The following is a 21,544-nucleotide window of genomic DNA, read 5'->3' on the forward strand; positions in this document are numbered from 1 at the left end:
CGGGTGACCAACGTCTTCGACGATCCCCGGATCACCGCCGTCGGCCTGCTCTTCGAGGCACACGCCGGGCTGTCAGCCCGGTTCAACGCCCAACTCGAGGAGCACGGCCTCTCCGCGGTCGAGTTCGAGGTCATCACCCGACTGGCCCGCTCGCCGGGCAACCAACTACGCATGACCGATCTCGCCGCACAGACCTCGCTGTCGACCAGCGGAGTGACCCGGGTGGTGGACCGGATGGAGCGCGACGGGTTGCTCACCCGCCGGGCCTGCCCGAATGACCGACGCAGCTCGTACGCGGTGGTCACCGCCGCCGGGATGCAGCGCCTGAACGAGACGCTGCCCGGGCACCTGCAGATGATCGAGCAGTGGTTCACCGGGCAACTCGACCCCGAGACGCTGGCGGGCCTCCTCGACGGGTTGCGGCGGGTCCGCGACGCCGCGCACCCGTGCGCCACCGCCGGCAGCGACGATGTCAGCCCGGAGCAGGTCGCCCCCACCGACAGCGCCACCCGACGGCACTGAGAAGCACCCGCTGCCGGGCGGCGGCAGCGGCAGAAAGACCGGCAGAACTGACCCAGCCAAGCTGGAGGATTCGGTCCAAGCCGACTTTCTGCCGCCGCGCCGGTGGCAGGCTTCCTGCACCGGGGATCCACCGGGGGGTGACGGCGCGGGCGATCAGCGAGGGGTAGCACCAAGGGGGCTCTTCGCCCGCGCCACTCTCCCGTTGCGAGCCTTGCGGGGCACCCGCCCCCCACGGCCCCGAGGCGTCGCGCCTACTGAGCCGGTCCACCCCGGGCAGCGATCAGCGCGTAGAGCAGGCCCGACTCCTGTGGCAACAGCCGGATGCCGCTCTGCACACAGACCCGGTCCAGTCGATCCAGCACCGCCGGGTCCGCCGTGCTGGCGGCCAGTCCCACCAGCGCCTCCACCACGTCGCGGCGATCCTGCCCCGCCTGGTCGGCGGCGGCCGCGAACCACTCGGCAGCCAACTCCCGGTCACCCCGGTGCAGCGCCAGGTTCCCCTCGATCAACGCACAGAGCCCGGCCTCCGGCCCACCCCAGGACTGCGCCCCGTCGTCCGAGCGCGGTCGCGGCACGGTCGGCAGCACCTCCACGCCCCCGGCGCGCAACTCGGTCAACACCTCGGTCGCCTCCACGACCCGCCCGTCCTGGGCGAGCGCCAGCCCGACGGTCCCGAGCACCCGACGACGGCGCCCGGGATCACCCAGCTCGGACAGGGCCGCGATCGCCCTCCGGCCACGATCGATGGCGTCCGCGTACCAGCCCTCCAGACGGGCGACCTCGGCGCGACTGGCCCAGCCCAGCACCCGCAGTAGCTGCTCCCCACTCTCGGCGGCAAGTCGGTCCACCGCGGCGAGCCGGCGGCGAGCCGCCGCCAGGTCGCCCACGCGGATCTCATGCCAGGCGAGGCTGTTCTGGGCCACCGCCAGGTCCCGGGTCCGACCGTTGCGGGCGGCCAACCGCAGCAGCGCCTCGGCCTGCTCGCGAGCCTCGGCCTGCCGCCCGACGGAGGTCAGCAGGGTGCCGAGCACGTTCCGCGCCTCCAACTCTCCAGTGACGTCGCCGGCCTGCCGGAAGGTGTCCAACGCCGCGCGGGCCGTTGACAACTCCTCGGCGCCCGCGCCGTGCTCGGCCGCGAGCCGGGCGACCCCGAGGGCGGCCCAGCCACGCAGGAGAGGATCGGCGTCGGCGGTTCGCGGGTCCGCCAGCAGCCGCCGCAGCCACTGCCGCCCGGCGACATCGCGTCCACGGAACCGCCACCAGCGGGTCAGGCAGGCCGCCAGCCGCAGCGCGGTCACCGGGTCGTCGGTAGCCGCGTGGGCCAACGACGAGCTGATGTCACTGCTCATCTCATCCAGCCGGTGCACCGCGTCGGGTAACCGCGGGCCGATCAGGTCGGTGGCGGTCCGTGCCACCAGGCGCGCGATGACCTCCGCATGGCGACGCCGGACGCAGGTCAGCTCACCCGCACCGGCCGCCTGCTCGACGGCGTACTCACGGACCGCGTCGAGCAGCCGGAACCGGAACGATCCGGTTCCGCGTACGCTCAGCAGCCCCAGCTCGACGAAGCGGTCCAACAGCGGCACCGGGTCGATCGCCACCGTGCCGTCCCGGTCGGCCTTGTCGGCGAGCATCTCCTCGGCCAGCTCCACCGACCAGCGGTTACCGAAGACGGCCAGCTGCCGCAGCGCGGCCCGCTCGTCCGACGCCAACAGGCGGTAGCTGAACGCCACCGCGTCCCGCAAGGTGACCGCGACCGCCGCACGGGTGTCGGGTCCGCTGGTGCGGCTGGTCAGCGCGTCCGGCGCGTCCCAGCCCGGGTGAGCGGACGTGTCGGCCGGAGTGGCCAGGTCGAGCACCCGGTCGCCGTACCGGTCGAGCAGTTCGGTGAGGTCGAGAAGTCGGCCCCGGGCGGCCATCAGCTCGATGGCCAACGGCAGCCCTCCCAACCGGCGTACCAACGCGGCGAGCGCCGGCAGCTCAGCGGGGGTGGGCGGCTCCCGGCGAACCTGACCGAGCCGGGCGGTGAACAACGCGACCGCCGGCCACGACTCGAGTCCGGAGTGCTCGGCTTCCGGTGGTGGCACGTCGAGCGGCGCGACCGGCCAGACCCGCTCACCGGGCAACCCGACCGGGTGCCGCCCGGTGACCAGCACCCGCAGCGAGGGCAGCGCGCCGATCAACCGGTGCACTGTCGCGGCCACCGGTCCCGGGGCGTGCTCCACCGCGTCCATCACCAGCAGCGCCGGCCGCCCGGCGAGCAGGGCCACGAGCTCGGACAGGCGCGCCACACCGAGCACGGACATCGAGGCGGCGAGCACGTCCGGACCGTCCGAGCCCTCGCCGACCAGCACCCCGGCAACGCCGGCCGGGTGGGCGGAGGCCACCAGGTGCGCCACCGACGTCGCCAGAGCGGTCTTGCCTACGCCGGCCAACCCGACGAGGCTCACCAACCGGGGGCCCTGCTCCGCGGTCAGCATCCCGGCCAGCTCGGTGAGATCCCGCTCCCGGCCGATCAACGCGACCGGCGGCGGGAGCGCGACCGGCGGGTCGGCGGGTGCGGCCGCCGACGCGGCGCTGCCGCTGACCGTGAACGCCGTCGGGGCGGCGTCCGGCGGGGCCGGTTCGGCACCGGCGCCGCGGGCGGCGGCCAGGAACGCCGCCCGGCTGGCACCGGTCAGCGCCAACGCCCCGGCGAGCAGCTCGATCGTGGTGCGTTGGGGCCGAATCGACCGGCCGCGCTCCAGGTCACGCACCGTCCGCACACCCACCCCGGCCTGCGACGCCAGCTCGGCCTGGGTCAGGCCGGCTGCGCGTCGATGCCCGCGGAGCAGCTCCGGCAGAGTGGTACGGCCAGCCGGGCTCCGTGACCGGTCATGATCCGGAGTCATGGGCACGAAGAGTACGGATCGACTCCGACCATCGGCAGTCGAACGTCGGGCTACTGACGCCCGCTCGCCGAAACCCGACAGCCGTCCGGACAGACCGTCCGGAACGACTGGCCGATCAATTCGGGTGGATCACTCAGAGACCCAGATCCCGAGCGATGATCATGCGCTGCACCTCGCTGGTGCCCTCGCCGATCTCCAGGATCTTGGAGTCCCGCCAGAACCGGGCCACCGGGTACTCGTTCATGAAGCCGTACCCGCCGTGGATCTGGGTGGCGTCGCGGGCGTTGTCCACCGCGATCGTGCTGGCGTGCAGCTTCGCGATGGCGGCCTGCCGCTTGAACGGCTCGCCAACCAGCATCCGGGTGGCGGCGTCGTAGTAGGCCAGCCGGGCGGTGTGCGCCTTCAGCTCCATGTCCGCGATCTTGAACTGGATGGCCTGGTTGTCGCCGATCGGCCGGCCGAAGGCGTGCCGCTCCTTCGCGTACTTGATGGACTCGTCGACGCAGCCCTGGGCGAGGCCGACAGCCAGCGCGGCGATGGCGATCCGGCCCTCGTCGAGGATCCGCAGGAACTGCGCGAAACCCCGGCCCCGGGCGCCGAGCAGGTTGGCGGCCGGCACCCGGCAGTCGTCGAAGGTCAGCTCGTGGGTGTCCGAGGCGGTCCACCCGACCTTGGAATACCCGGGCGCCACAGTGAATCCGGGCGTGCCGGTGGGCACGATGATCGTCGACAACTCCTTGGAGCCGTCCGGGTTGGTGCCGGTCACCGCAGTGACAGTGACCATGGCCGTGATGTCGGTGCCCGAGTTGGTGATGAACGCCTTCGACCCGTTGATCACCCACTCGTCGCCGTCCAGCACCGCCCGCGTCTGGGTGCCACCGGCGTCGGAACCGGTGCCCGGCTCGGTGAGCCCGAAGCCCGCCAGGGCCTCGCCGCTGAGCAGCCGGGGCAGCCAGGTGGCCTTCTGCTCCTCGGTGCCGAAGCGGTAGATCGGCATCGCGCCGAGCGAGACAGCCGCCTCCAACGTGATCGCCACGCTGGAGTCGACCCGGGCCAGCTCCTCCAGGGCCAGGCACAGGGCGAAGTAGTCGCCGCCCATCCCGCCGTGCTCCTCGTCAAAGGGCAGGCCGAACAGGCCCATCTTGCCCATCTGCCGGATCACCTCGTACGGGAAGGTGTGCCGCTCGTAGTGCTCGGCGATCACCGGGGCGACCACCTCGCGGGCGAAGTCCCGCACGCTCTCCCGCAGCGCCGCTTGTTCGTCGGTGAGCCGGAAGTCCATCTCATCCTCCTGGTGGGGACGGTGCCCTCGACGCTCGTGACGCCGAAAGGGGTGGCTGTGCGGGTCAGACCGGGGTGACGCCGTGCCGGCGGCGGGAGAAGGTGCGGTCCTTGGTACGCGCCGCCGCGAATCGACGGACCAGCTCGGTGCGCAGGTCGTGCGGCTCGACGATGGCGTCCACCACCAGCTCGCTGGCGAGCCGGACGACGTCGATGTCCTGCTCGTACTCGGCCCGCTTGGCGGCCACGAAGGCGGCCCGCTCGTCCTCGTTCTCGATGGCCGCGATCTTGTTGGCGTAGACGGCGTTCACGGCGGCCTCGGCGCCCATCACGGCGATCTTCGCGGTCGGCAGCGCGATCGTCGCGTCCGGCTCGAAACCGGGGCCGGCCATCGCGTACAGGCCCGCGCCGTACGCCTTGCGGACCACCACGCAGATCTTCGGGACGGTCGCCTCGGAGATCGCGGTGATCATCTTGGCGCCGTGCCGGATGATGCCCTGCTTCTCCACCGCGCTGCCGACCATGAAGCCGGGAACGTCGCTGAGGAAGAGCAGGGGCACGTTGAACGCGTCGCAGAGCTGCACGAACCGGGTCGCCTTGTCGGCCGAGTCGACGAAGAGCACGCCGCCCTTGAACATCGAGTTGTTGCCGACCACGCCGACGACCTGCCCGTCGAGACGGCCGAAGCCGATGGTCAGCTCCTTGGCCCAGAGCGCCTGGATCTCGAAGAAGGAACCCTCGTCGAGCAGGCCCTTGACGTACCGTCGCATGTCGAACGCCTGCCGCTCGCTGGCCGGCACCAGCGCGGCCAGGTCGGCCTTCGCGGGCGCGGCGACCGCCTGGGCGGCCGGCGGCGCCTGCGTCCAGTTCGCCGGCAGGTACGACAGGTAGGTCTTCACCACGTCGAGCGCGTCGGCCTCGGTCTTGCAGAGGAAGTGCCCGACGCCGGATTCGGCGGTGTGCACCTTGGCCCCGCCCATCGCCTCCAGCGTGGTCTTCTCCCCGGTGACCATCTCGACCATCCGGTCGGAGCCGAGATACATGCTCGCGTTGCCGTCGACCAGCGCCACCACGTCGCAGAACGCCGGGATGTACGCCCCACCGGCGGCGCTCGGACCGAACAGCGCGCAGACCTGCGGGATCGAGCCGGAGGCGCGGACCTGGTTCCAGAAGATCTTGCCGGCGCCGCGTCGGCCGGGGAAGAGATCGACCTGGTCGGTGATCCGGGCACCGGCCGAGTCGACCAGGTAGACCATCGGGACTCCGGCGCCGTAGGCCCGCTCGATGATCCGGATGATCTTCTCGACGGTACGGGCGCCCCAACTGCCGGCCTTGACTGTGGAGTCGTTGGCCATCAGGCAGACCTGTCGGCCGTCGATGGTGGCGGTGCCGGTGACCACGCCGTCGGCGGGCAACCCGTCGGCGAGTGCGTTGGCGTAGAGCCCGTCCTCGACGAACGAGCCCTCGTCGACCAGGAGCGCGACCCGCTCACGGGCGAAGAGCTTGCCCTTGGCCGCGTTGGCCGCGTGGTACTTGTCCGCGCCGCCGGATCGGGCCCGCTTGCGCAGTTGCTCCAGCGCCTCACCGTCGAGCGTCACGCTGACTCCCTCGCCCGTGTTGACCTGAACGATCGTTAGGCTATCGCATTCGCGCGCCCCTCGGCGACCCACGACCAATCAGCGCCCCTCCGATTGAGGCATTGAAATCTATTAATCTCTACGGCTAGGCTCCTGGCACCCCTCTCGGATAGGAGTCAGCGATGACCTCACGACTCAGTCGGCTCGCTGTCGCGTTCGTCGCGACGGCAGTTGCCACCCTCGGCGTCACGGTCGCCAACCCCGCGCCCGCGTCCGCCGCCATGACCATCTGCTACAACACCAGCCAGGCAGGCGCCTACGCCGGCACCGCCAACCAGGCCGCCTCGATCTGGAACAACGCCACCACGAACCTGACGCTCACCGCGAACTGCGGCTCCAACCTGCGGATCTACCAGATCACCGGCGGCGGCTCCTACGCCGTGCGGACCAGCCTCGGCAACGGCCGGGTCTACATCGACACCCAGCAGGCGGCGCAGTACAGCCCGCTGCGGATCATGACCCACGAGATCGGGCACATCCTCGGCCTGCCGGACAACTACAACGGCAACTGCGCGATCCTGATGTCCGGCGGCAGCGCCGGCACCAGCTGCACCAACCCGTACCCGAGCACCGCCGAGGCGAACCGGGTGAGCAGCCTGTTCGCCGGCACGTTCAGCGCCACCGACCGCAGCGCGGACATCTTCCGCGACAGCTGGCCGGCGGCGCTCACCACGGTGGGCTGACCGAACTGGTTCGTGGGAGGGGCCGGCGTCGCGCCGGCCCCTCCGGCGCGTTTTCAGCTCGGCATCGGCGTCAGTCGCGTACGCGGGCCCGCCCGCAGCACGCCGGAGGGCAGCGTCTTGCCGAGCAGGTCCTCGGCCAGCTCGGCCGCCTCGATCAGCGCCGCCAGGTCGATGCCGGTGTCGATGCCCATGTCGTGCAGCATGTGCACCGCCTCCTCGGTGGCCAGGTTGCCGCTGGCCCCCGGCGCGTACGGGCAGCCGCCCAGGCCGCCGACGCTGGCGTCGAACTCGGTCACCCCCAGCTCCAGCGCGGTCAGCAGGTTGGCCAGCGCCGTACCCCTGGTGTTGTGGAAGTGCAGCAGCACCGGCACGTGCGCGTTGCGGTCGCGTACCGCGGTCAGCAGCTCACGGACCCGGCGCGGCGTGCCCATGCCGGTCGTGTCGCCGAACGCCACCCGGTCGGCGCCGTCGCGGACCACCCGGTCCACGATGCCGGCGACGCGCAACGGGTCGACGTCCCCCTCGTACGGGCATCCGAAGCTGGTCGCCACGATCACCTCGACCTGCGCGGACGCGCCGTGCAGCAGGTCGATCAGCTCGGCGATGTCGTCCAGCGACTCGTCGGTGGAGCGGTTGACGTTGCGCCGGTTGTGTGTGTCGCTGGCCGACACCACCACCTCGATCTCGGCGAAACCGGCGGCCAGGGCCCGCTGTGCGCCGCGAGTGTTCGGCACCAGCGCCGAGTAGCGCACCCCGTCGACCTTCGTGGCCCGCTGCCACACCTCGTCGGCGTCGGCCATCTGCGGGATCGCCTTCGGGTGCACGAACGACACCGCCTCGATCCGGCGTACGCCGGTGCCGGAGAGCGCGTCGAGCAGCCGCACCTTGGCGTCGGTCGGGATCGGCTCCTCGTTCTGGAGCCCGTCGCGCGGTCCGACTTCGCGGATCGACACGGAGTCTGGCAGTTCCGCCATGGGTCACCTCACTGTCTGCTCTGGTGGGCAACGGTAGCGACACCGGCCCGCATAACCGCCAGCGTCGAGGGTGGTACGGACACGATGTGCGATGGCCGCCCGTCGGGGTGGCCCTTTCAGCCAGCGCCGGACCACCCTTCGGCGGATGAATCAGGCCAGAAGGATGCCATCACCGGCAGCGCCATGGAACTGCGGGCGGCCGGGTGGCTACGTTGGATCCGGCGGGACGGCGGGGTCGGCCATCGGCTCGACCCCACCGTCCGGACGCCTCCGGTGGTCAGCGCTGCGACGGTCCTTCCAAGAGCTCCGCAGCGCATCGGAGTGCGGTCGAGAGGGCGCCGGCGCACGCGGCGGCGTCCTCCCGACCCACGAACAGGGCCAGCACGGCAGCACCCTCGGTGCTGAGCGACATTTTCCGCAGAGTTCGGACAATACGTCGTCCCGTGTTCGGCGGTCGCACCGAATTACCGTTCATCTGCCTTCCTCTCCAGCGTCGGTTGACAATTGTCGTGGGATTGTCGTTCGGTGGAACTTCCACGATTGATCCCGCGATCAACGAACAATGTTGTCTCCCATCGACTACGACAACGACGCGATCCGGCGGACCGGACGATCTTCTGACCGGGTTCTCGACCGGCCACCCCGGCCAAACCGATGGAGCAGCGAAAGTCCAACCAGGACCGAGCCGGAACGCTTCCGGCACAAGGGCTGCGCCCCGGCCAGCAACCCGGCCAGAATCTGACTGGCGACACAGCCCGCAATACCCGCTCTGTTGATCGGAGGCGGTACAAATACTGGTCCGAGTCATGTGCGCTCTTGGAAGGACCCACATGACCAGCCCATTGCGGGGACCGAGATGACCACCGGGATAAAAAGGAGAGACATGAGCAACGGAGCAGAGGAACCCACCCAGAGACGCCGACTCGCCTCACGATCGAAACTCGAAGCGCAACACGCGCAGCGCTATCGCAACCCCGCCGTCGCGACGTACACGCTGGCGGTCCGCGAAGCCGTGGAGGCCGAGATCGGGCAGGTCGACACCTGGCAGAGGCTGGCGGACCGGATCCACCCGCCGACCTCCGGTCCCGACCGGGCCAGCCGGGCCAGAAAGCAGTCCCGCCTGCTGCGCAAGAAGCTGTCGCGGCACTTCACCGCCGAGAGCAAGGGGCCGCCCTGGCAGACGGTGATGCTGGTGGTGAAGCACGCGGTACCGGAGGAGCTCCAACGGCAGCGGCTGGCGTACTTCGCCGAGCTGTACGAGCTGGCCCGCGGCGAGAAACCACCGACCGGAGACCGCCCCGAGGCCGAGGATGGCACCGGGACGCTCGACGATCCGGCTACCGCACGGTCGCTGCGCCAGGAGGTCGACGAGTTGAAGGAGCGACTGGTGGCCTGCATGGTGGAGGTCAGCGAGCTGCGGACCGCCATCGCGGCTCGGCACCTGGACGCCGGCCCGACGTCGGAAAACGTACCGAGACAGCGCGATCCGTCCACCGGCGCACCCAACGCCCGACACTTCCGGGCCGGCGGTTCGGCGCCGGGCCACTACCGGGCATCGCGGCTGGACACCGGCTTCCCCGGCCTACCCGGGCAGAGTCGAGGGGAGCCTCCCCACCTGACCGACCAGCCCTGGCACAAGGTCGACGACCCGCACAACCTACCCAGGTACCGCTGACGGGCCCCGCGCCAACGTTGATCAAGAGGTTTGCGTCAGAATTCCGGCCACGGATGACGCAAACCTCTTGATCACCGGGAACGGTGGGGTCAGCGCATGCGGGTGACGATCGCTGTGTCGTAGGCGCCGGACAGGAACTCCTCGTTCTCCAGCAGCTCGGCGAAGAAGGGGACGTTGTTCTTCGGGCCCTCGATCTGGAACGCCGCGACCGCGTTCCGCGCGCGCTCCAGCACCTCTTCGCGGGTCGCGCCGGTGACGATCAGCTTGGCCAGCAGGCTGTCGTAGAACGGGGTGACCGTGTTGCCCCCGGTGTAGCCGGAGTCCACCCGGACCCCCTCGCCGGTCGGCTCCACCCACGTCCTGATCACGCCGGGGCCGGGCAGGAACCGCTTCGGGTCCTCGGCGTTGATCCGCATCTCGATGGCGTGCCCGCTCGGCGCGAGCGCGTCCGGGTCGAACGTCGGGGCCAGCCCGGCGGCCACCCGCAACTGCTCCTCGACCAGGTCGACGCCGTAGACGTACTCGGTCACCGGGTGCTCCACCTGAAGGCGCGTGTTCATCTCCAGGAAGAAGAAGTCACCGGAAGTAGGGTCGAGCAGACATTCCACCGTGCCCGCGTTGCGGTAGTCGACCGCCTCGCCGGCGCGTACCGCCGCTGCCAGGAGACGGGACCGCAACTGCGGTGCGACCGCCGGCGACGGGGACTCCTCGACCAGCTTCTGGTTGCGCCGCTGCACCGAGCACTCCCGCTCGCCGAGCGCCACCACCCGGCCGTCGGCCAGCCCGAGGATCTGCACCTCGACGTGCCGTACCCGGGGAAAGTACCGCTCGATCAACACCGAGCCGTCGCCGAACATCCGCTCGGCGAACGCGCGCACCTTGTCGTACTCGGTGCGCAGCGCGGCCTCGTCGACGGCCACGCCCATGCCCATGCCGCCACCGCCGGCGGCGGCCTTGACCATCACCGGGTAACCGATCTCGGCGGCGGCCGTCACCGCCGCGTCCAGGTCGGCGGCCGGGTCGGTGGTGCCGGGCGCGACCGGCACGCCGGCCGCCGCCATCAGGTTCCGAGCATTGATCTTGTCGCCCATCGCGCTGATCGCGTCCGCGCCGGGTCCGACCCAGATCAGTCCGCTGGCCTCGACGGTACGGGCGAAGTCGGCGTTCTCCGACAGGAACCCGTAGCCGGGGTGGATGGCCTGGGCGCCGGTCGCCTTCGCGGCGGCGAGGATCGCCTCGGCGTTGCGGTAGCTCTGCGCCGGGTTCGGTGGGCCGATCAGGACCGCCTCGTCGGCCTCGGCGACGAAGGGCAGATCGGCGTCGGCCTCCGAGTACACCGCGATCGCGCGGATGCCCAACCGCTTGGCGGTCCGGATGATCCGGCGGGCGATCTCGCCCCGATTGGCGACCAGCAGTGACTCGATCATGTTTCCTCCCGGCGTCCGGATGTTGGGACGATGCCAGGGAATCATGACCGGCCCACTCCTGACGAGCCGGGGCTCAGGCGAGCAGCGCGGCCAGGGTCGCTCCGCGCAGCAGCTCGGCGCGGCGTCGCCGGTCCACCTCGCCACCGAGGAACGGGGTGGAGTTCATCAGGCCGAACGCGGCGTGCGCCAACACCCGCGCCTCACCGTCGGGCATCCCCGGGTGCAGGGCGGTGAGGACAGTCACCCACTCCTCGACGTACATCCGCTGCAGGCGGCGGATCCGCCGGCGCGGCTCCTCCGGCAGGCGGTCCAGCTCGTGCAGGTGCAACGCGATCACCGCCGGGTTGGCCAGCGCGAACTCGACGTGAAAGTCGATCAGCGACTCCAGCACGCCGCGCGGGTCGTCCGGGTGCCCGGCGGCGCGTTCCCGCCCGCCGGCCAGCAGCCCCTCGCTGACCGGGATCAGCGCGGCGGCCAGCATCGCCTCCTTGCCGGCGAAGTGGTGATAGAGCGCCGGACCGGTGACCCCGGCGGCCGCGCCGATGTCGTCCATCGAGACGCCGTGATAGCCACGCGCCGCGAACAGACCTACCGCGATCTCCAGAATCTCGTCCTTGCGGGACCTGCGCCGGCCCGCACCCGCCGCACCCCGTGCCTGCTGCTCCACCGTCACCGGGCAAGCCTAGACCGCAAGATGCCCGCGATGGTTACCGGTCAGTTCCGCCCACTCCGGGTCCGGCCGCCCCTGACCCGGCCAGGGGCGGCCAGCCCGGATCAGTCGTCCTGGTCCAGGTCGTGCTCCGTGCGCAGCGCGGCCGCCTCCGTGGGCCGATCGAGCAGATCAAGCACCCGAGCCAGCAGCCAGGCCGTCTGGCGGACCTGCCGCGATCCGGCCGGCAGCCCACCGAGTACGCGGCGCAGCAGCGGCTCCGCCTCGGCCGGCCGTTCCAGACGCAGCAGCAGCTCACCGATGAGGGCCTCCACCTGGGCGGCCTCACCGAACGCCTCGATCGACCGCAACCGGTCCGGCACCCCGGTAAGCCGGCCCAACGCCTCGTCCAGTCGATCCTCCCGGGTGAGCACCCGCGCCCCGGCCTCGGCCGCCATCGCCAGCTCGTACAGCACCGCCGGTTCGTCCTGCCCGGCCAGCTTCGCCGCCAACCCGTCCACCACCTCGACGGCGCGCAACGCCGCATCCCGGTCGTCGGCCCAGAACCAGGCGTACGCCTCCCGCCGACGGGCGCGCAGCTCGTCCAGCGGCAGGTCACCGAGCCGGTACGCCTCAGCCGCGGCGGCGAACCGCTCGCCCGCCGCCGCGTCCCGGTCGGCGTCGTAGAGGACCCCGCCGGCCTCCTCCAGCACCTGCGCCCGGTACGGAAGGTTGTCCGGTCCATCCAGGTTGCTGGCCAACTGCGCCAGCAACGCCAACGCCGGGTCGGTCTCACCGAGCCCCGCGTAGACGCCGGCCAGCAGATGCCGGCAGCGGTCGGCCTCCGCCTGGGCGCCCAGCCGGTCCAGACCGAGCACGGCCTCCTCGGCCACCTCGGCGGCCTCGGCGAGCCGGCCCACCATCCGGTACGCGTTCGCCAGCTCCCACCGCAGGAACGCGTCCCCCTCGGCGCCCCGCTCCACGCACAGCGTCACCGCCTCGACGAAGTCGTCCACCGCGTCGACGGCCCGGCCGGCCGACAACAACGCCCGGGCGCGGGCGACCCGGACCGGCAGTTCCGCGTCCGCCGGTGCCGACTCCAACGCCTCGTCGCAGGCGGCCACGGCGTCCGCCGGATCGTCGACCAGCCGCGCGTACGCCAGGCAGGCACCCGTGACCACCTCGCCGACGCCCAACTCCCGGCCGATCCGGCGCGCCTCGTCGACGGCGGCGCGGGCCTCGTCGACGCGGTCCAACTGCTCCAGCAGGTGCCCCCGGTGCAGCGCGATCCGGGCCGCCAGGTGCCGGTCGTCGCCCGCGTCGGCCGGTATTCCGTCGAGTGCGGCGAGCGCGTCCACCCAACGCTCGCGGTGCAGCAGCGCCAACGCCACCCGGTGGTGTCCGGCCGCCCGCTGCCGGGCGTCGCCGAGCCGGTCGAGGACCTCGGCCGCCTCGCTGACCAGCCGCAGCCCCTCCTCGCCGTCCTCGTCGGACCGGGTCAACAGCACACCGAGCCGCCCGGCGACCGTCTGGCCGGCCACCTCGTCGCCCGCCTCCCGGTACAGCTCCAACGCCGCCCGATTCAGCGTGATCGCACCCTCGATGTCGTCCTCGTCGCCGCGCTCCGACGCGCGCAGCGCCAGCCGGTGTGCGGACGTGCGCGCGGGCAGCTCGGCGGAGCCGAACCGGTCGTCGAAGGCGATCAGCGCCGCCCGGAAGGTGGCCCGGTCGTGCCGGCCCCAGCTCTGCTCGGCGAGGTCCAGCAGATCGTCCGGGCCGGCGTCGTCAGGCAGGGTCACCGCAGACCGTTCCGTCTTGTCCGTTCGCACCCGCTCGGCCCGGTCGGCGGACGACGCTGGTGTGCCCGGCCCGACGATCGGCTCGTCCCCGGTCGGGCGGTTCGGGCGGCGGCGGACGCTCGCCGACAGCGGCACATGCTCACCGCTGGCCCGCACGGCCAGCCGACGGGCGATCCACTCCGACTGGTGGGTGGTGCCGTTACGAGCGTCGAAGCGGGCGGCCAGACCGGTCGCGGTCTCGGCCAGCTCGTCCGCCAACGTCGCCGCCGACACCTCGGCGGCCGGCCGGCCGTCGGCGGCCCGGCGGTAGACGACCGACGTGCCGACCTGGCGCAGCGCGGCCGCGGAGGCCGCCGCGAAATGCATCGCGGCGGCCGGCGACGGCGCCCGGTCCAGCCAGTCCAGGTGCCGCTCGACCAGCTCGACCGCCCGTGCCTCGTTGCCGGTGAGCGTGCAGAACTCGATGTGGTCCCCGATGTCCCACAGGTCCGCGAGGTTGCCGCGCAGCCGGCGGTACGCCTCCCGGTGTGCGTCCCGCGCCTGGTCACCCCGCCCGGTGCGCAGGTACGGCAGCAGCAGCGCGGTGAGGATCGCCTGCGGCTGTTCGGTGCAGGTGAGCCGACCGGCCAGCACCGGCTCGGCCAGCGCCACCGCCTCGGCGTCCCGCCCGGTGTCGGCGAGGTAGCCCACCTGGCTCGTCGGATCACAGCCGGCGCAGTCGGAGAGTTCGTCACGCGGGGTGGTCTGCCAGAGCCGGTACCAGTGCGCGGCGGCCTCGGCGTCACCCACGTGCTCGGCGACCCGGAACCGGTGCTTGTGCACGGTCTGCAGGCTGTGCCCGCCGGCCCGGTAGCGCCGCTCCATGTCGTCCAGCACCGCGTACGTGCGGTCCAACGGCACCTCGGGGAACTTCAGCAGGCCGGACACCATGTACTTGAAGTGCCACAGCAACTGGTGCAGGTGGCGCTGATGGTAGGGCTGCGGGTCCCGGTCGAACTCGGAGAGGCACCAGGAGAAGGTCACGAAGGACTTCGCCGGCTCACCGCCGTAGATGTAGCCGGTGGTGGCCTGCATCCGGGTGACGAACGCGAGGTGTCTGTCGTCGGCGGCGTCCACCCGGCGCAGCAGCTGCTCCAGCGCGGCGATCTGCCCCGCCCCGTACGGCATGTCGGCGATGCCGTGCAGCACCCGCCACAGATCCTCGTCACTCATGCTCACTCCCGTCCCGGAACAGCCCGGCCGAGCAGGCCGAGGAAGGAATCGTTCAGCAGCGCGGCGTCGGCCGCGCGGATCGGATGGTGGCCGAGCAGCAACGCCTGCCCGTACAGCGCCTCGATGGCGAGACCGATCAGCTCCGGGTCGCTCAGCAGGGAAACCCGTCGTACCAGCGGGTTGCGGTGGTTGAGCACCAACTGCGGACGGTCCGGCGGGGCGGTGGCGGCGAGCGCGTCGAGCACCCCACCCCACAGCTCGTCGGCCCGGTCCCGGCTGGCCGCGAGCTGGTCGTTGAACGCAGCCGACCGGCTGACCAGGTAGAGCGCGGGCAGCGACACCGGGTCGTACGCCCGGATGATCACCTCGCAGCCGGAACGCTCGACGGCCCGCTGCGCCGCCGCGAGGAACGGTCGCAGCGCCAACTCCACCTGCGGGTCGAGCGCGTCGAACCGGGTGGTGAGGTCGCTCGGCTCCAACCGCTCGATCAGCACCGAGCGATCCACCGCCGGCAGCCGCTCGATCAGCTCGGTACGTGTAGCCGGCGTTGACCACCGCCAGGTCCTGCGCGGCGGCCACCGCGGCGAGCTGACGGAACTCGTCGAGGCTCGCCGCGTAGCGGACCACGCCGTAGCGTTCGCGGAACTCGGCGAGGGTGAGCGTGCCGACGTTGGTGTCCATCGGCCACCACCTGTCGACCAGCCGGAGCATCTCGTCGTCGTGCAGCGCCAGTGCCTTCACGCCGAGGTGGTGCACCTGGAGGAACTCGGCCAGCCGGTGCGGGTCGTGCCGCGCCAGCCGGACCAGCCAGCCGCGTACCTGGTCGCCGAGGGCCTCCCGGGTCGCGGTCAGCAGGGTGTCCTCGTAGAGGGCCTCCCGGCTGGCGGTCGGGCGCAGTTCGGTCGCGTCCACCACGCAGTGCGCGAAGAACGCCCACTCCGGCAGCAGCCCGTCGGCGTTCTCGGTGAGCAGCATCCGCTTGAGGTAGACGCGGTGCCCGGCCCGCGCCGCCGGGTTCACCGGGGTCGACAGGATGACGGCGACGCCGGTCAGCCCGGCCTCCGGCACGGCCAGCGGCAGTACGTCGAACGGGTCCACGCCGAGGGTTTCCCGGGCGTACCGGATCAACGCCGCGCGGTCCAGCGGCGCACCCGCCGTGGTCGGCCAGGGCGGTTCCCCGGTGGTGGTGACGACGTCGCCGACGCGGACGGTGACCGGCAGCAGCGCACCGAAGAGCCGGGCCAGGTCGGTGACGGTCGGGGTGGTGAACCACTGGTCCGCGTCGCGGCGGGGCACCAGCGTGACGGTGGTGCCCGGCTCGGCGCGGGCGGCCTCCGGCGGGGCCACCGTCACCGCGTAACGGCCGTCGGCGTACCCGGTCCAGCGCACCGTGGGGTTGTCGCCGTGCCGGGTGAGCACCTGGATCTCGTCGGCCACCAGGAAGCAGGAGAGCAGTCCGATGCCGAACTGACCGAGGAATTCGTGCCGGGAGAAGCCCAGCTCGTCGCGCTTCGAGCTGCGACCGATGGTGGCCAACAGCTCGTGCACCTGCGCCTCGGTCAGGCCGATGCCGGTGTCGTGCACCCGTAGCGTGCCGTCGCCGGTGCTGTCCGGGGGTTCGATGCGGACCAGCGCCGGCGCGTCCGGCTCGACCCTGCGCCGGGCGGTGATCGCGTCCACCGCGTTCTGGAGCAGCTCGCGGACGTAGACCCGCGGGCTGCCGTAGAGGTGATGACTGAGCAGATCAACCACGCCACGCAGGTCGACCTGGAAAGTGTGATCCACGCCTGATTTCTCCCCGGTCCCGATGCCGGCGCCCACCGTACCCATGATCACCGACAGGCGCGGTCCCCCTTTTGGCAGCGACTTGACCCTCGACCCGGTCGAACCGGCACGGTCGCCGGCATGACTTCCTCCGCTCTGGGCCGGGACTTCCGACTGCTGTGGTCCGCCGCCGTCTCGTCGCGGTTCGGGGACGCGCTGCGTACCCCTGCGCTGGCCCTGCTGGCCGCGACCGTGACCCGCGATCCTCGGGTCATCGCGGCGGTCACAGTGGCCGGACAGTTGCCGCCGCTGCTCTTCGGCCTGCTCGGCGGCGTGTACGCGGACCGTTGGGACCGGCGGCGGACGATGGCAGTGGTCGACGGGGTACGCGCGGCCGTGGTGGCGGCGCTGGCCGTGGTGGTCGCGCTCAACCGGGTCAGCGTCGTGGTGTTGCTGGTGGCGGCGTTTCTGCTCGCCGCGTTGGGCACCCTCTTCGACTCCGCCTCGTTCGCGCTGCTCCCGGCGCTGGTGCCGCCGGACGCGCTGCCCCGGGCGAACGGCCGGCTCCAGGCGGGGTCCGCAGTGGCCGGTGGCTTCCTCGGGGCGCCCGCCGCCGGTGTCCTGTTCGCTGTCGCCCCGGCCCTCCCGTTCGCCCTCGACGCCGTCACCTTCGCGGCGGCCGCCCTGCTGGTGCTGGCCCTCAATCCGGCTCCCGCCATCAGTCCGGGGGCGGCCCGGCGGCGCGGCTCGGTGTGGAGCGAGATCGTCGAAGGACTGCGCTGGCTGCGGGCGCACCGGACTCTGTGGCGGGTCACAGTGCTCGCCGCCGCGAGCAACCTGGCGATCAGCGGAATCATGGCGGTGCTGGTGCTCTACGCGCTGGACGTGCTGCGGGTGCCGCCGGCCGGGTACGGGCTGTTCGCCGCCGCCGCCATCGTCGGGGGCGTGGCCGGGGCGCTCGGGGCGGGGCGGCTGGCCACCTGGCTCGGCACGGTGCCGGCGCTACGGGTGGTGCTGGCCGTGGAGACCGTGGCGCTGACCGGCTTCGCGCTGGCCCGGCATCCGGTGGCGGGTGGGATCGCGCTGGCCGTCTTCGCCGCCGGCACCGTGGTGTGGAACAGCCTCTGCGCGTCGTACGGGCAGCGGCACGTGCCGAGCGAGCTGCTCGGCCGGGTCGGTGCGGCCCAGCGGATGGTCGGTCTGCTCACCGCGCCGCTCGGGGCGGCGCTCGCCGGGCTGGCCGCCGCGGCGTACGGCACGGTGCCGGTGACGGGCGCGGCGGCGGGCACGTTCGCGTTGGTCACGCTCGTGGCATGGCGGGCACTGCGGCCGGCCGCGCCCGGCGTGCTGAGCCGCAGCGGCGCGGTCTAGCTGGGCGTTCGCTCCCGGTGGGACAGCCCGGACAGGCGCAGCGCGATCCGCCGACGGGCCGGTGGGACGGCACCGAGCAGCCGGAGCAGCACGTCTCGAGCGGGCCGACCGGCGGGGGAGGTGCCGGCCAACCTGGTCAGCCCGGCGGCGAAGCTCATCACGTCCTCGGCCATCGGCCGTTGCCGGGTGTTGTAGTCGTCGAGCAGCGTCTCCGGGCCACCGTCGAGCACGTCCGCGACGGCGGTGCCGAGCGCGACCGCGTCGCAGATGCCGAGGTTCATGCCCTGCCCACCGGCCGGGCTGTGCACGTGCCCGGCGTCGCCGGCCAGCAGCACCGGCCCGGCTCGGAAGGTGTCGGCGATCCGGTGGTGCACCCGGAAACGGGAGCCCCAGACCACGTCGGTCAACCGGTCGGGTCGTCGCGCTGGGCCGCGCTCGTCGAGCAGCGCTTGCAGGTAGGCCGCGTCCGGTTCGGCCGGGGCGTTCTCCACGGCAGCGACCAACCGGACCACCCCGCCGGGGAGTGGCGCCCAGACCAGCGGCCCGGGGCGGGCGAGGAAGAGAGCCGCCTCGTCGCGGGGCAGCACGCTGCGCACCCGCACGTCGGCGAGGACGAAGGACTCCTCGTCGGTGCTCCCAGTGAAGCCGATGCCGGCCAACTGCCGGACGGTGCTGTGCAGGCCGTCCGCGCCGACCACGAACCGGGCGCGCAGCGCCTCCCCGTCGACCTGCGCGAGCAGGCCGTCTCCGGCGCGGCTCAGCCCGGTGAGCTGGCGCGACCGTCTTATCTGGACACCGAGTTCGGTCAACTTCTCGGTGAGCACGGCCTCGGTGACCGCCTGGGAGACCAGCAGCGCGTAGGGGAAGCGGGACGGCAGTTCGTGGAACGGCACCGACAGGAGCACCCGGTCCCGGTCGCGCACGGTGAAGCGCGGCGTCCGCACCGCCTGGGCGATCAGCGGCGCCGCGGCACCGATCCGGTCCAGCACCTCCAGGGTGTACGCGTGCACGACGGCGGCGCGGGAGGTTGTCGGCGGCGCGGCCGACCGGTCCAGCACTGTCACCTCGACCCCGCGCCGGGCCAGCGTCAACGCGGTGGCGAGACCTGTGGGGCCGGCGCCCACCACCAGGACGTCGGTGCTCGTGGGCAGCATGGCCACCTCCAGAAGACCGTTGCCAACACATGTTGGCAAACACTTGTTGGCAACGCTAGAACCCTGCTGATTGCGTGTCAACAAGTGTTGGCATACGGTCGTTGGCATGGTTCCGTCCGCCCAGTCGACCCAGCCCCGCCGCTCCGACGCCACCCGGGCGGCGATCCTGCGAGCGGCCCGGGAACGCTTCGCTGCGGACGGCTACGAGCGCGCCACCATCCGCGCCATTGCCGCCGATGCCCAGATCGACCCGTCGATGGTCATGCGCTACTACGGCAGCAAGGAGGGGCTCTTCGCGGCAGCGGCCGAGTTCGACCTACGCCTGCCCGACCTGACCTCGGTGCCGCCCGATCGCCTCGGCGAGGTGCTGGTCCGGCATTTCCTCGCCCGCTGGGAGGGCGACGAGACCCTGGTGGCGTTACTGCGGGCCGCCAGCACCAATCCCGGCGCGGCCGAGCGCATGCGCGGCATCTTCGCCGACCAGCTCACCGCCGCCGTGGCCAGGTTCGGCACCGACCCGACGCTCACCGCGCGCCGGGCCGGCCTGGTGGCCAGTCAGGTCCTCGGCCTCGCCTTCACCCGATACATCGTCCGGCTGTCGCCCATGGTGGACACCACGCCGGAGGAGCTGGTCTGCTGGGTCGCGCCGACCCTCCAGCACTATCTGACCGGAACGCCACCGAGCTGACCCAACCTTTTCCCACCTCCCGTGCGTCTGCCAGATGACGCGTACAGCGCGACGGCCGGGAGGGGGCGGATGGTGCCGACGAGCGACGACGGACGCGACGGCTACCTCGCCTTCGTGGAGAACCACCAGCACCGACTGCTCCGCGCGGCCTACCTGATCTGCGGCAACCAGCATCAGGCCGAGGACCTCCTCCAGGACGCGCTGCTGAAGCTGGCGCTGCGCTGGTCCTCGGTCCGCAACGGCGACCCCTCCGCGTACGTGCGGGCCATCCTCTACCGGGACTCGGTGTCGTGGTGGCGTCGTCGGCGGCGGGAATGGCTCAGCGCCACCCCGCCGGACCAGGTCGCCCACGACCGTGACGGCGCGTTACGGCTGACGATGCACGACGCGCTCGGCCTGCTGCCCCCACGGCAGCGGGCCGTGCTGGTGTTGCGCTACTACGAGGACCTGACCGAGGTCGCCACCGCCGAGGCGCTGGGGGTGACCGTCGGCACTGTGAAGAGCCAGTGTCACGCCGCGCTGCGCCGACTCCGCGAGGTCGCCCCGGACCTCGCCCGCGATGCCCGATCGAGCCGAGGCTCGGCCGATCTGGCCAGCGGTCTGGAGGTGAACCCGTGAACGAGCAGGAGCTGCGCCGACTGCTGACCGTCAGCGTCGAGGACGTGCTACCCAGCCAGCCCGCCGTCGCCGGGTGGGAGCGGGCGCGACGCACCCGGCGTACCCGGCGGGCCGTCGCGGTGGTCGCCCTGGCCGTGCTCCTGGTCGGCGGCGGCACGGTGGCGGCGCTGCGACCACCCGCCGATCCCGCGCCGGTCCCCCCGGTCGGGCCGACGGTGACCCCGACCGTCGACCCCTCCCACGCGGGTCCGGTGCAGCGACCGCCCGCCGAGCTGACCTTCCCGCCCGATCCGTTGGCCCGGCTCGGCGATCCGGCGACAGTGCTGCTCTCCGAGCGACCGGTCCAGCGGGCACTGGCGCTGTTCCAGCCGCTGGATGAGGAGAACCGCGCGAACGGCCCGGTCCGGGTGCTCGGCAACGACGGCGTGGTGCGCAGCCTCGACGTGGTGACGCTGGCACCGACCCGGGACGTGAGCGGCAACGAGGCGCCCGCGCTGAAGCCGGGGGTGCTGTCGCCGGACGGCCGGTCGGCCGCGTTCGCGCAGACCAAAGAGCTGGTCATGATCGACCTCAGCACGACGGCCGTCCGCCGGATCCCGCTCGACGGCTACCTGGAGCAGGTGGTGTGGGCGCACGACCGGGTGCTGGTCGGCGGTGAGGACCGGACGTACGCGGTGGACCGGGTCACCGGGGCGGCCAGCCCGATCGACGTGTCGACCTGGGAGTTGATCGCACCCGATCCGGCCGCCGGCCGCGAGGCACCGTTGATCGACATGTACGGCGAGGGGACCAACCTGAAGCTACGCAGCCGGACCGCCCGGGAGGGTGAGATCCGTTCCGAACAGCCGTTCAACGCCTCGGCGCTGCCCTCGCCCTACCAGGTCAACGAGTTCTACGGCCGGGGCTGGCTGCACGGCGAGCGGCTGGCCCGAGCAGCCTGGATCACCAGCAGCGAGATCAACGGCGCCGAGGGGGCGGCCGTGCTCGACGCGCGGACCGGCGCCGTGCTCCACCTGCTCGACCTGGGCCGGGATCGCGCCAAGGGCTGCTGCGAGGTGCTGGGTTGGGACAACACGGGCGCGGTGCTGCTCCGACTGGAACCGGCCGCCCTGGCCCGCTGGCATCCGGAGACCGGCGAGATCACCGGGATCGTCCGCAACCTGCGCGGCGTGATCGCGCTAGCTGGCTGAAAAGCACCG

Annotated in this window: 15 protein-coding genes and 1 pseudogene; 7 read left to right on the forward strand and 9 right to left on the reverse strand. The window is 72.2% G+C overall.

What is annotated here, in order from left to right; genetic code table 11:
- The first annotated feature begins 3 nt into the window (after positions 1-3).
- Positions 4-522, forward strand: a complete 519-nt coding sequence (locus ABZU52_RS07610) for a MarR family transcriptional regulator (RefSeq protein ID WP_354970260.1) — start codon at positions 4-6, stop codon at positions 520-522.
- A 251-nt stretch (positions 523-773) separates the two neighbouring features.
- On the opposite strand, the gene ABZU52_RS07615 is transcribed toward ABZU52_RS07610, so the two are convergent.
- The 3 genes from ABZU52_RS07615 to ABZU52_RS07625 form a co-directional block, all read right to left on the reverse strand.
- A complete protein-coding gene (locus ABZU52_RS07615; protein ID WP_354970261.1) occupies positions 774-3,413 on the reverse strand; it encodes a helix-turn-helix domain-containing protein in 2,640 nt (879 codons plus the stop codon).
- A 133-nt stretch (positions 3,414-3,546) separates the two neighbouring features.
- The gene (locus ABZU52_RS07620) at positions 3,547-4,695 is read right to left on the reverse strand and encodes an acyl-CoA dehydrogenase family protein (protein WP_354970262.1); all 1,149 of its coding nucleotides are present in this window, start codon (positions 4,693-4,695) and stop codon (positions 3,547-3,549) included.
- A 64-nt stretch (positions 4,696-4,759) separates the two neighbouring features.
- Positions 4,760-6,292 carry an acyl-CoA carboxylase subunit beta gene (locus tag ABZU52_RS07625; protein ID WP_354970263.1) on the reverse strand — a complete coding sequence of 511 codons (1,533 nt, stop codon included), beginning with the start codon at positions 6,290-6,292 and terminating at the stop codon, positions 4,760-4,762.
- A gap of 161 nt (positions 6,293-6,453) precedes the next feature.
- Here ABZU52_RS07625 and ABZU52_RS07630 point away from each other — a divergent pair, with 161 nt between their 5' ends.
- On the forward strand, positions 6,454-7,014 hold the full coding sequence (locus tag ABZU52_RS07630; RefSeq protein WP_354970264.1) for a snapalysin family zinc-dependent metalloprotease: 561 nt from the start codon (positions 6,454-6,456) through the stop codon (positions 7,012-7,014).
- A 53-nt stretch (positions 7,015-7,067) separates the two neighbouring features.
- Here the strand turns inward: ABZU52_RS07630 and ABZU52_RS07635 are convergent, their stop codons facing one another.
- A complete protein-coding gene (locus tag ABZU52_RS07635; RefSeq protein ID WP_354970265.1) occupies positions 7,068-7,988 on the reverse strand; it encodes a hydroxymethylglutaryl-CoA lyase in 921 nt (306 codons plus the stop codon).
- 883 nt (positions 7,989-8,871) lie between these two features.
- Here ABZU52_RS07635 and ABZU52_RS07640 point away from each other — a divergent pair.
- The gene (locus ABZU52_RS07640) at positions 8,872-9,663 is read left to right on the forward strand and encodes a hypothetical protein (RefSeq protein ID WP_354970266.1); all 792 of its coding nucleotides are present in this window, start codon (positions 8,872-8,874) and stop codon (positions 9,661-9,663) included.
- A gap of 89 nt (positions 9,664-9,752) precedes the next feature.
- Here ABZU52_RS07640 and ABZU52_RS07645 read toward each other — a convergent pair whose 3' ends face one another.
- The 4 genes and pseudogenes from ABZU52_RS07645 to ABZU52_RS07660 form a co-directional block, all read right to left on the reverse strand.
- The gene (locus ABZU52_RS07645) at positions 9,753-11,090 is read right to left on the reverse strand and encodes a biotin carboxylase N-terminal domain-containing protein (protein WP_354970267.1); all 1,338 of its coding nucleotides are present in this window, start codon (positions 11,088-11,090) and stop codon (positions 9,753-9,755) included.
- Between the two features lie 73 nt (positions 11,091-11,163).
- Positions 11,164-11,763, reverse strand: coding sequence for a TetR/AcrR family transcriptional regulator (locus tag ABZU52_RS07650; RefSeq protein WP_007454080.1), 600 nt, complete (start codon positions 11,761-11,763; stop codon positions 11,164-11,166).
- A gap of 101 nt (positions 11,764-11,864) precedes the next feature.
- Positions 11,865-14,750, reverse strand: coding sequence for a hypothetical protein (locus ABZU52_RS07655; RefSeq protein ID WP_354970268.1), 2,886 nt, complete (start codon positions 14,748-14,750; stop codon positions 11,865-11,867).
- 2 nt (positions 14,751-14,752) lie between these two features.
- Positions 14,753-16,535: pseudogene (locus ABZU52_RS07660) on the reverse strand (HSP90 family protein).
- Between the two features lie 120 nt (positions 16,536-16,655).
- On the opposite strand from ABZU52_RS07660, the gene ABZU52_RS07665 reads away from it, so the two are divergent.
- Positions 16,656-17,885 carry an MFS transporter gene (locus ABZU52_RS07665; protein WP_354970269.1) on the forward strand — a complete coding sequence of 410 codons (1,230 nt, stop codon included), beginning with the start codon at positions 16,656-16,658 and terminating at the stop codon, positions 17,883-17,885.
- Here the strand turns inward: ABZU52_RS07665 and ABZU52_RS07670 are convergent.
- Complete coding sequence (locus tag ABZU52_RS07670) at positions 17,882-19,039, reverse strand: FAD-dependent oxidoreductase (protein ID WP_354970270.1); 1,158 nt, start codon at positions 19,037-19,039, stop codon at positions 17,882-17,884. The two genes, ABZU52_RS07665 and ABZU52_RS07670, sit on opposite strands and share 4 nt — an antisense overlap.
- Before the next feature lie 106 nt (positions 19,040-19,145).
- Between ABZU52_RS07670 and ABZU52_RS07675 the strand changes: the two genes are divergently transcribed.
- The 3 genes from ABZU52_RS07675 (at position 19,146) to ABZU52_RS07685 (ending at position 21,535) form a co-directional block, all read left to right on the forward strand.
- The gene (locus ABZU52_RS07675; protein WP_354970271.1) at positions 19,146-19,727 is read left to right on the forward strand and encodes a TetR family transcriptional regulator; all 582 of its coding nucleotides are present in this window, start codon (positions 19,146-19,148) and stop codon (positions 19,725-19,727) included.
- Between the two features lie 69 nt (positions 19,728-19,796).
- The gene (locus tag ABZU52_RS07680) at positions 19,797-20,345 is read left to right on the forward strand and encodes a SigE family RNA polymerase sigma factor (protein ID WP_354970272.1); all 549 of its coding nucleotides are present in this window, start codon (positions 19,797-19,799) and stop codon (positions 20,343-20,345) included.
- Positions 20,342-21,535, forward strand: a complete 1,194-nt coding sequence (locus ABZU52_RS07685; RefSeq protein WP_354970273.1) for a hypothetical protein — start codon at positions 20,342-20,344, stop codon at positions 21,533-21,535. The genes ABZU52_RS07680 and ABZU52_RS07685 overlap by 4 nt, the downstream gene beginning before the upstream one ends.
- The last annotated feature ends 9 nt before the right edge of the window (positions 21,536-21,544 follow it).

This window comes from Micromonospora sp. NPDC005220 (assembly GCF_040607895.1).
Classification (GTDB): Bacteria; Actinomycetota; Actinomycetes; order Mycobacteriales; family Micromonosporaceae; genus Micromonospora.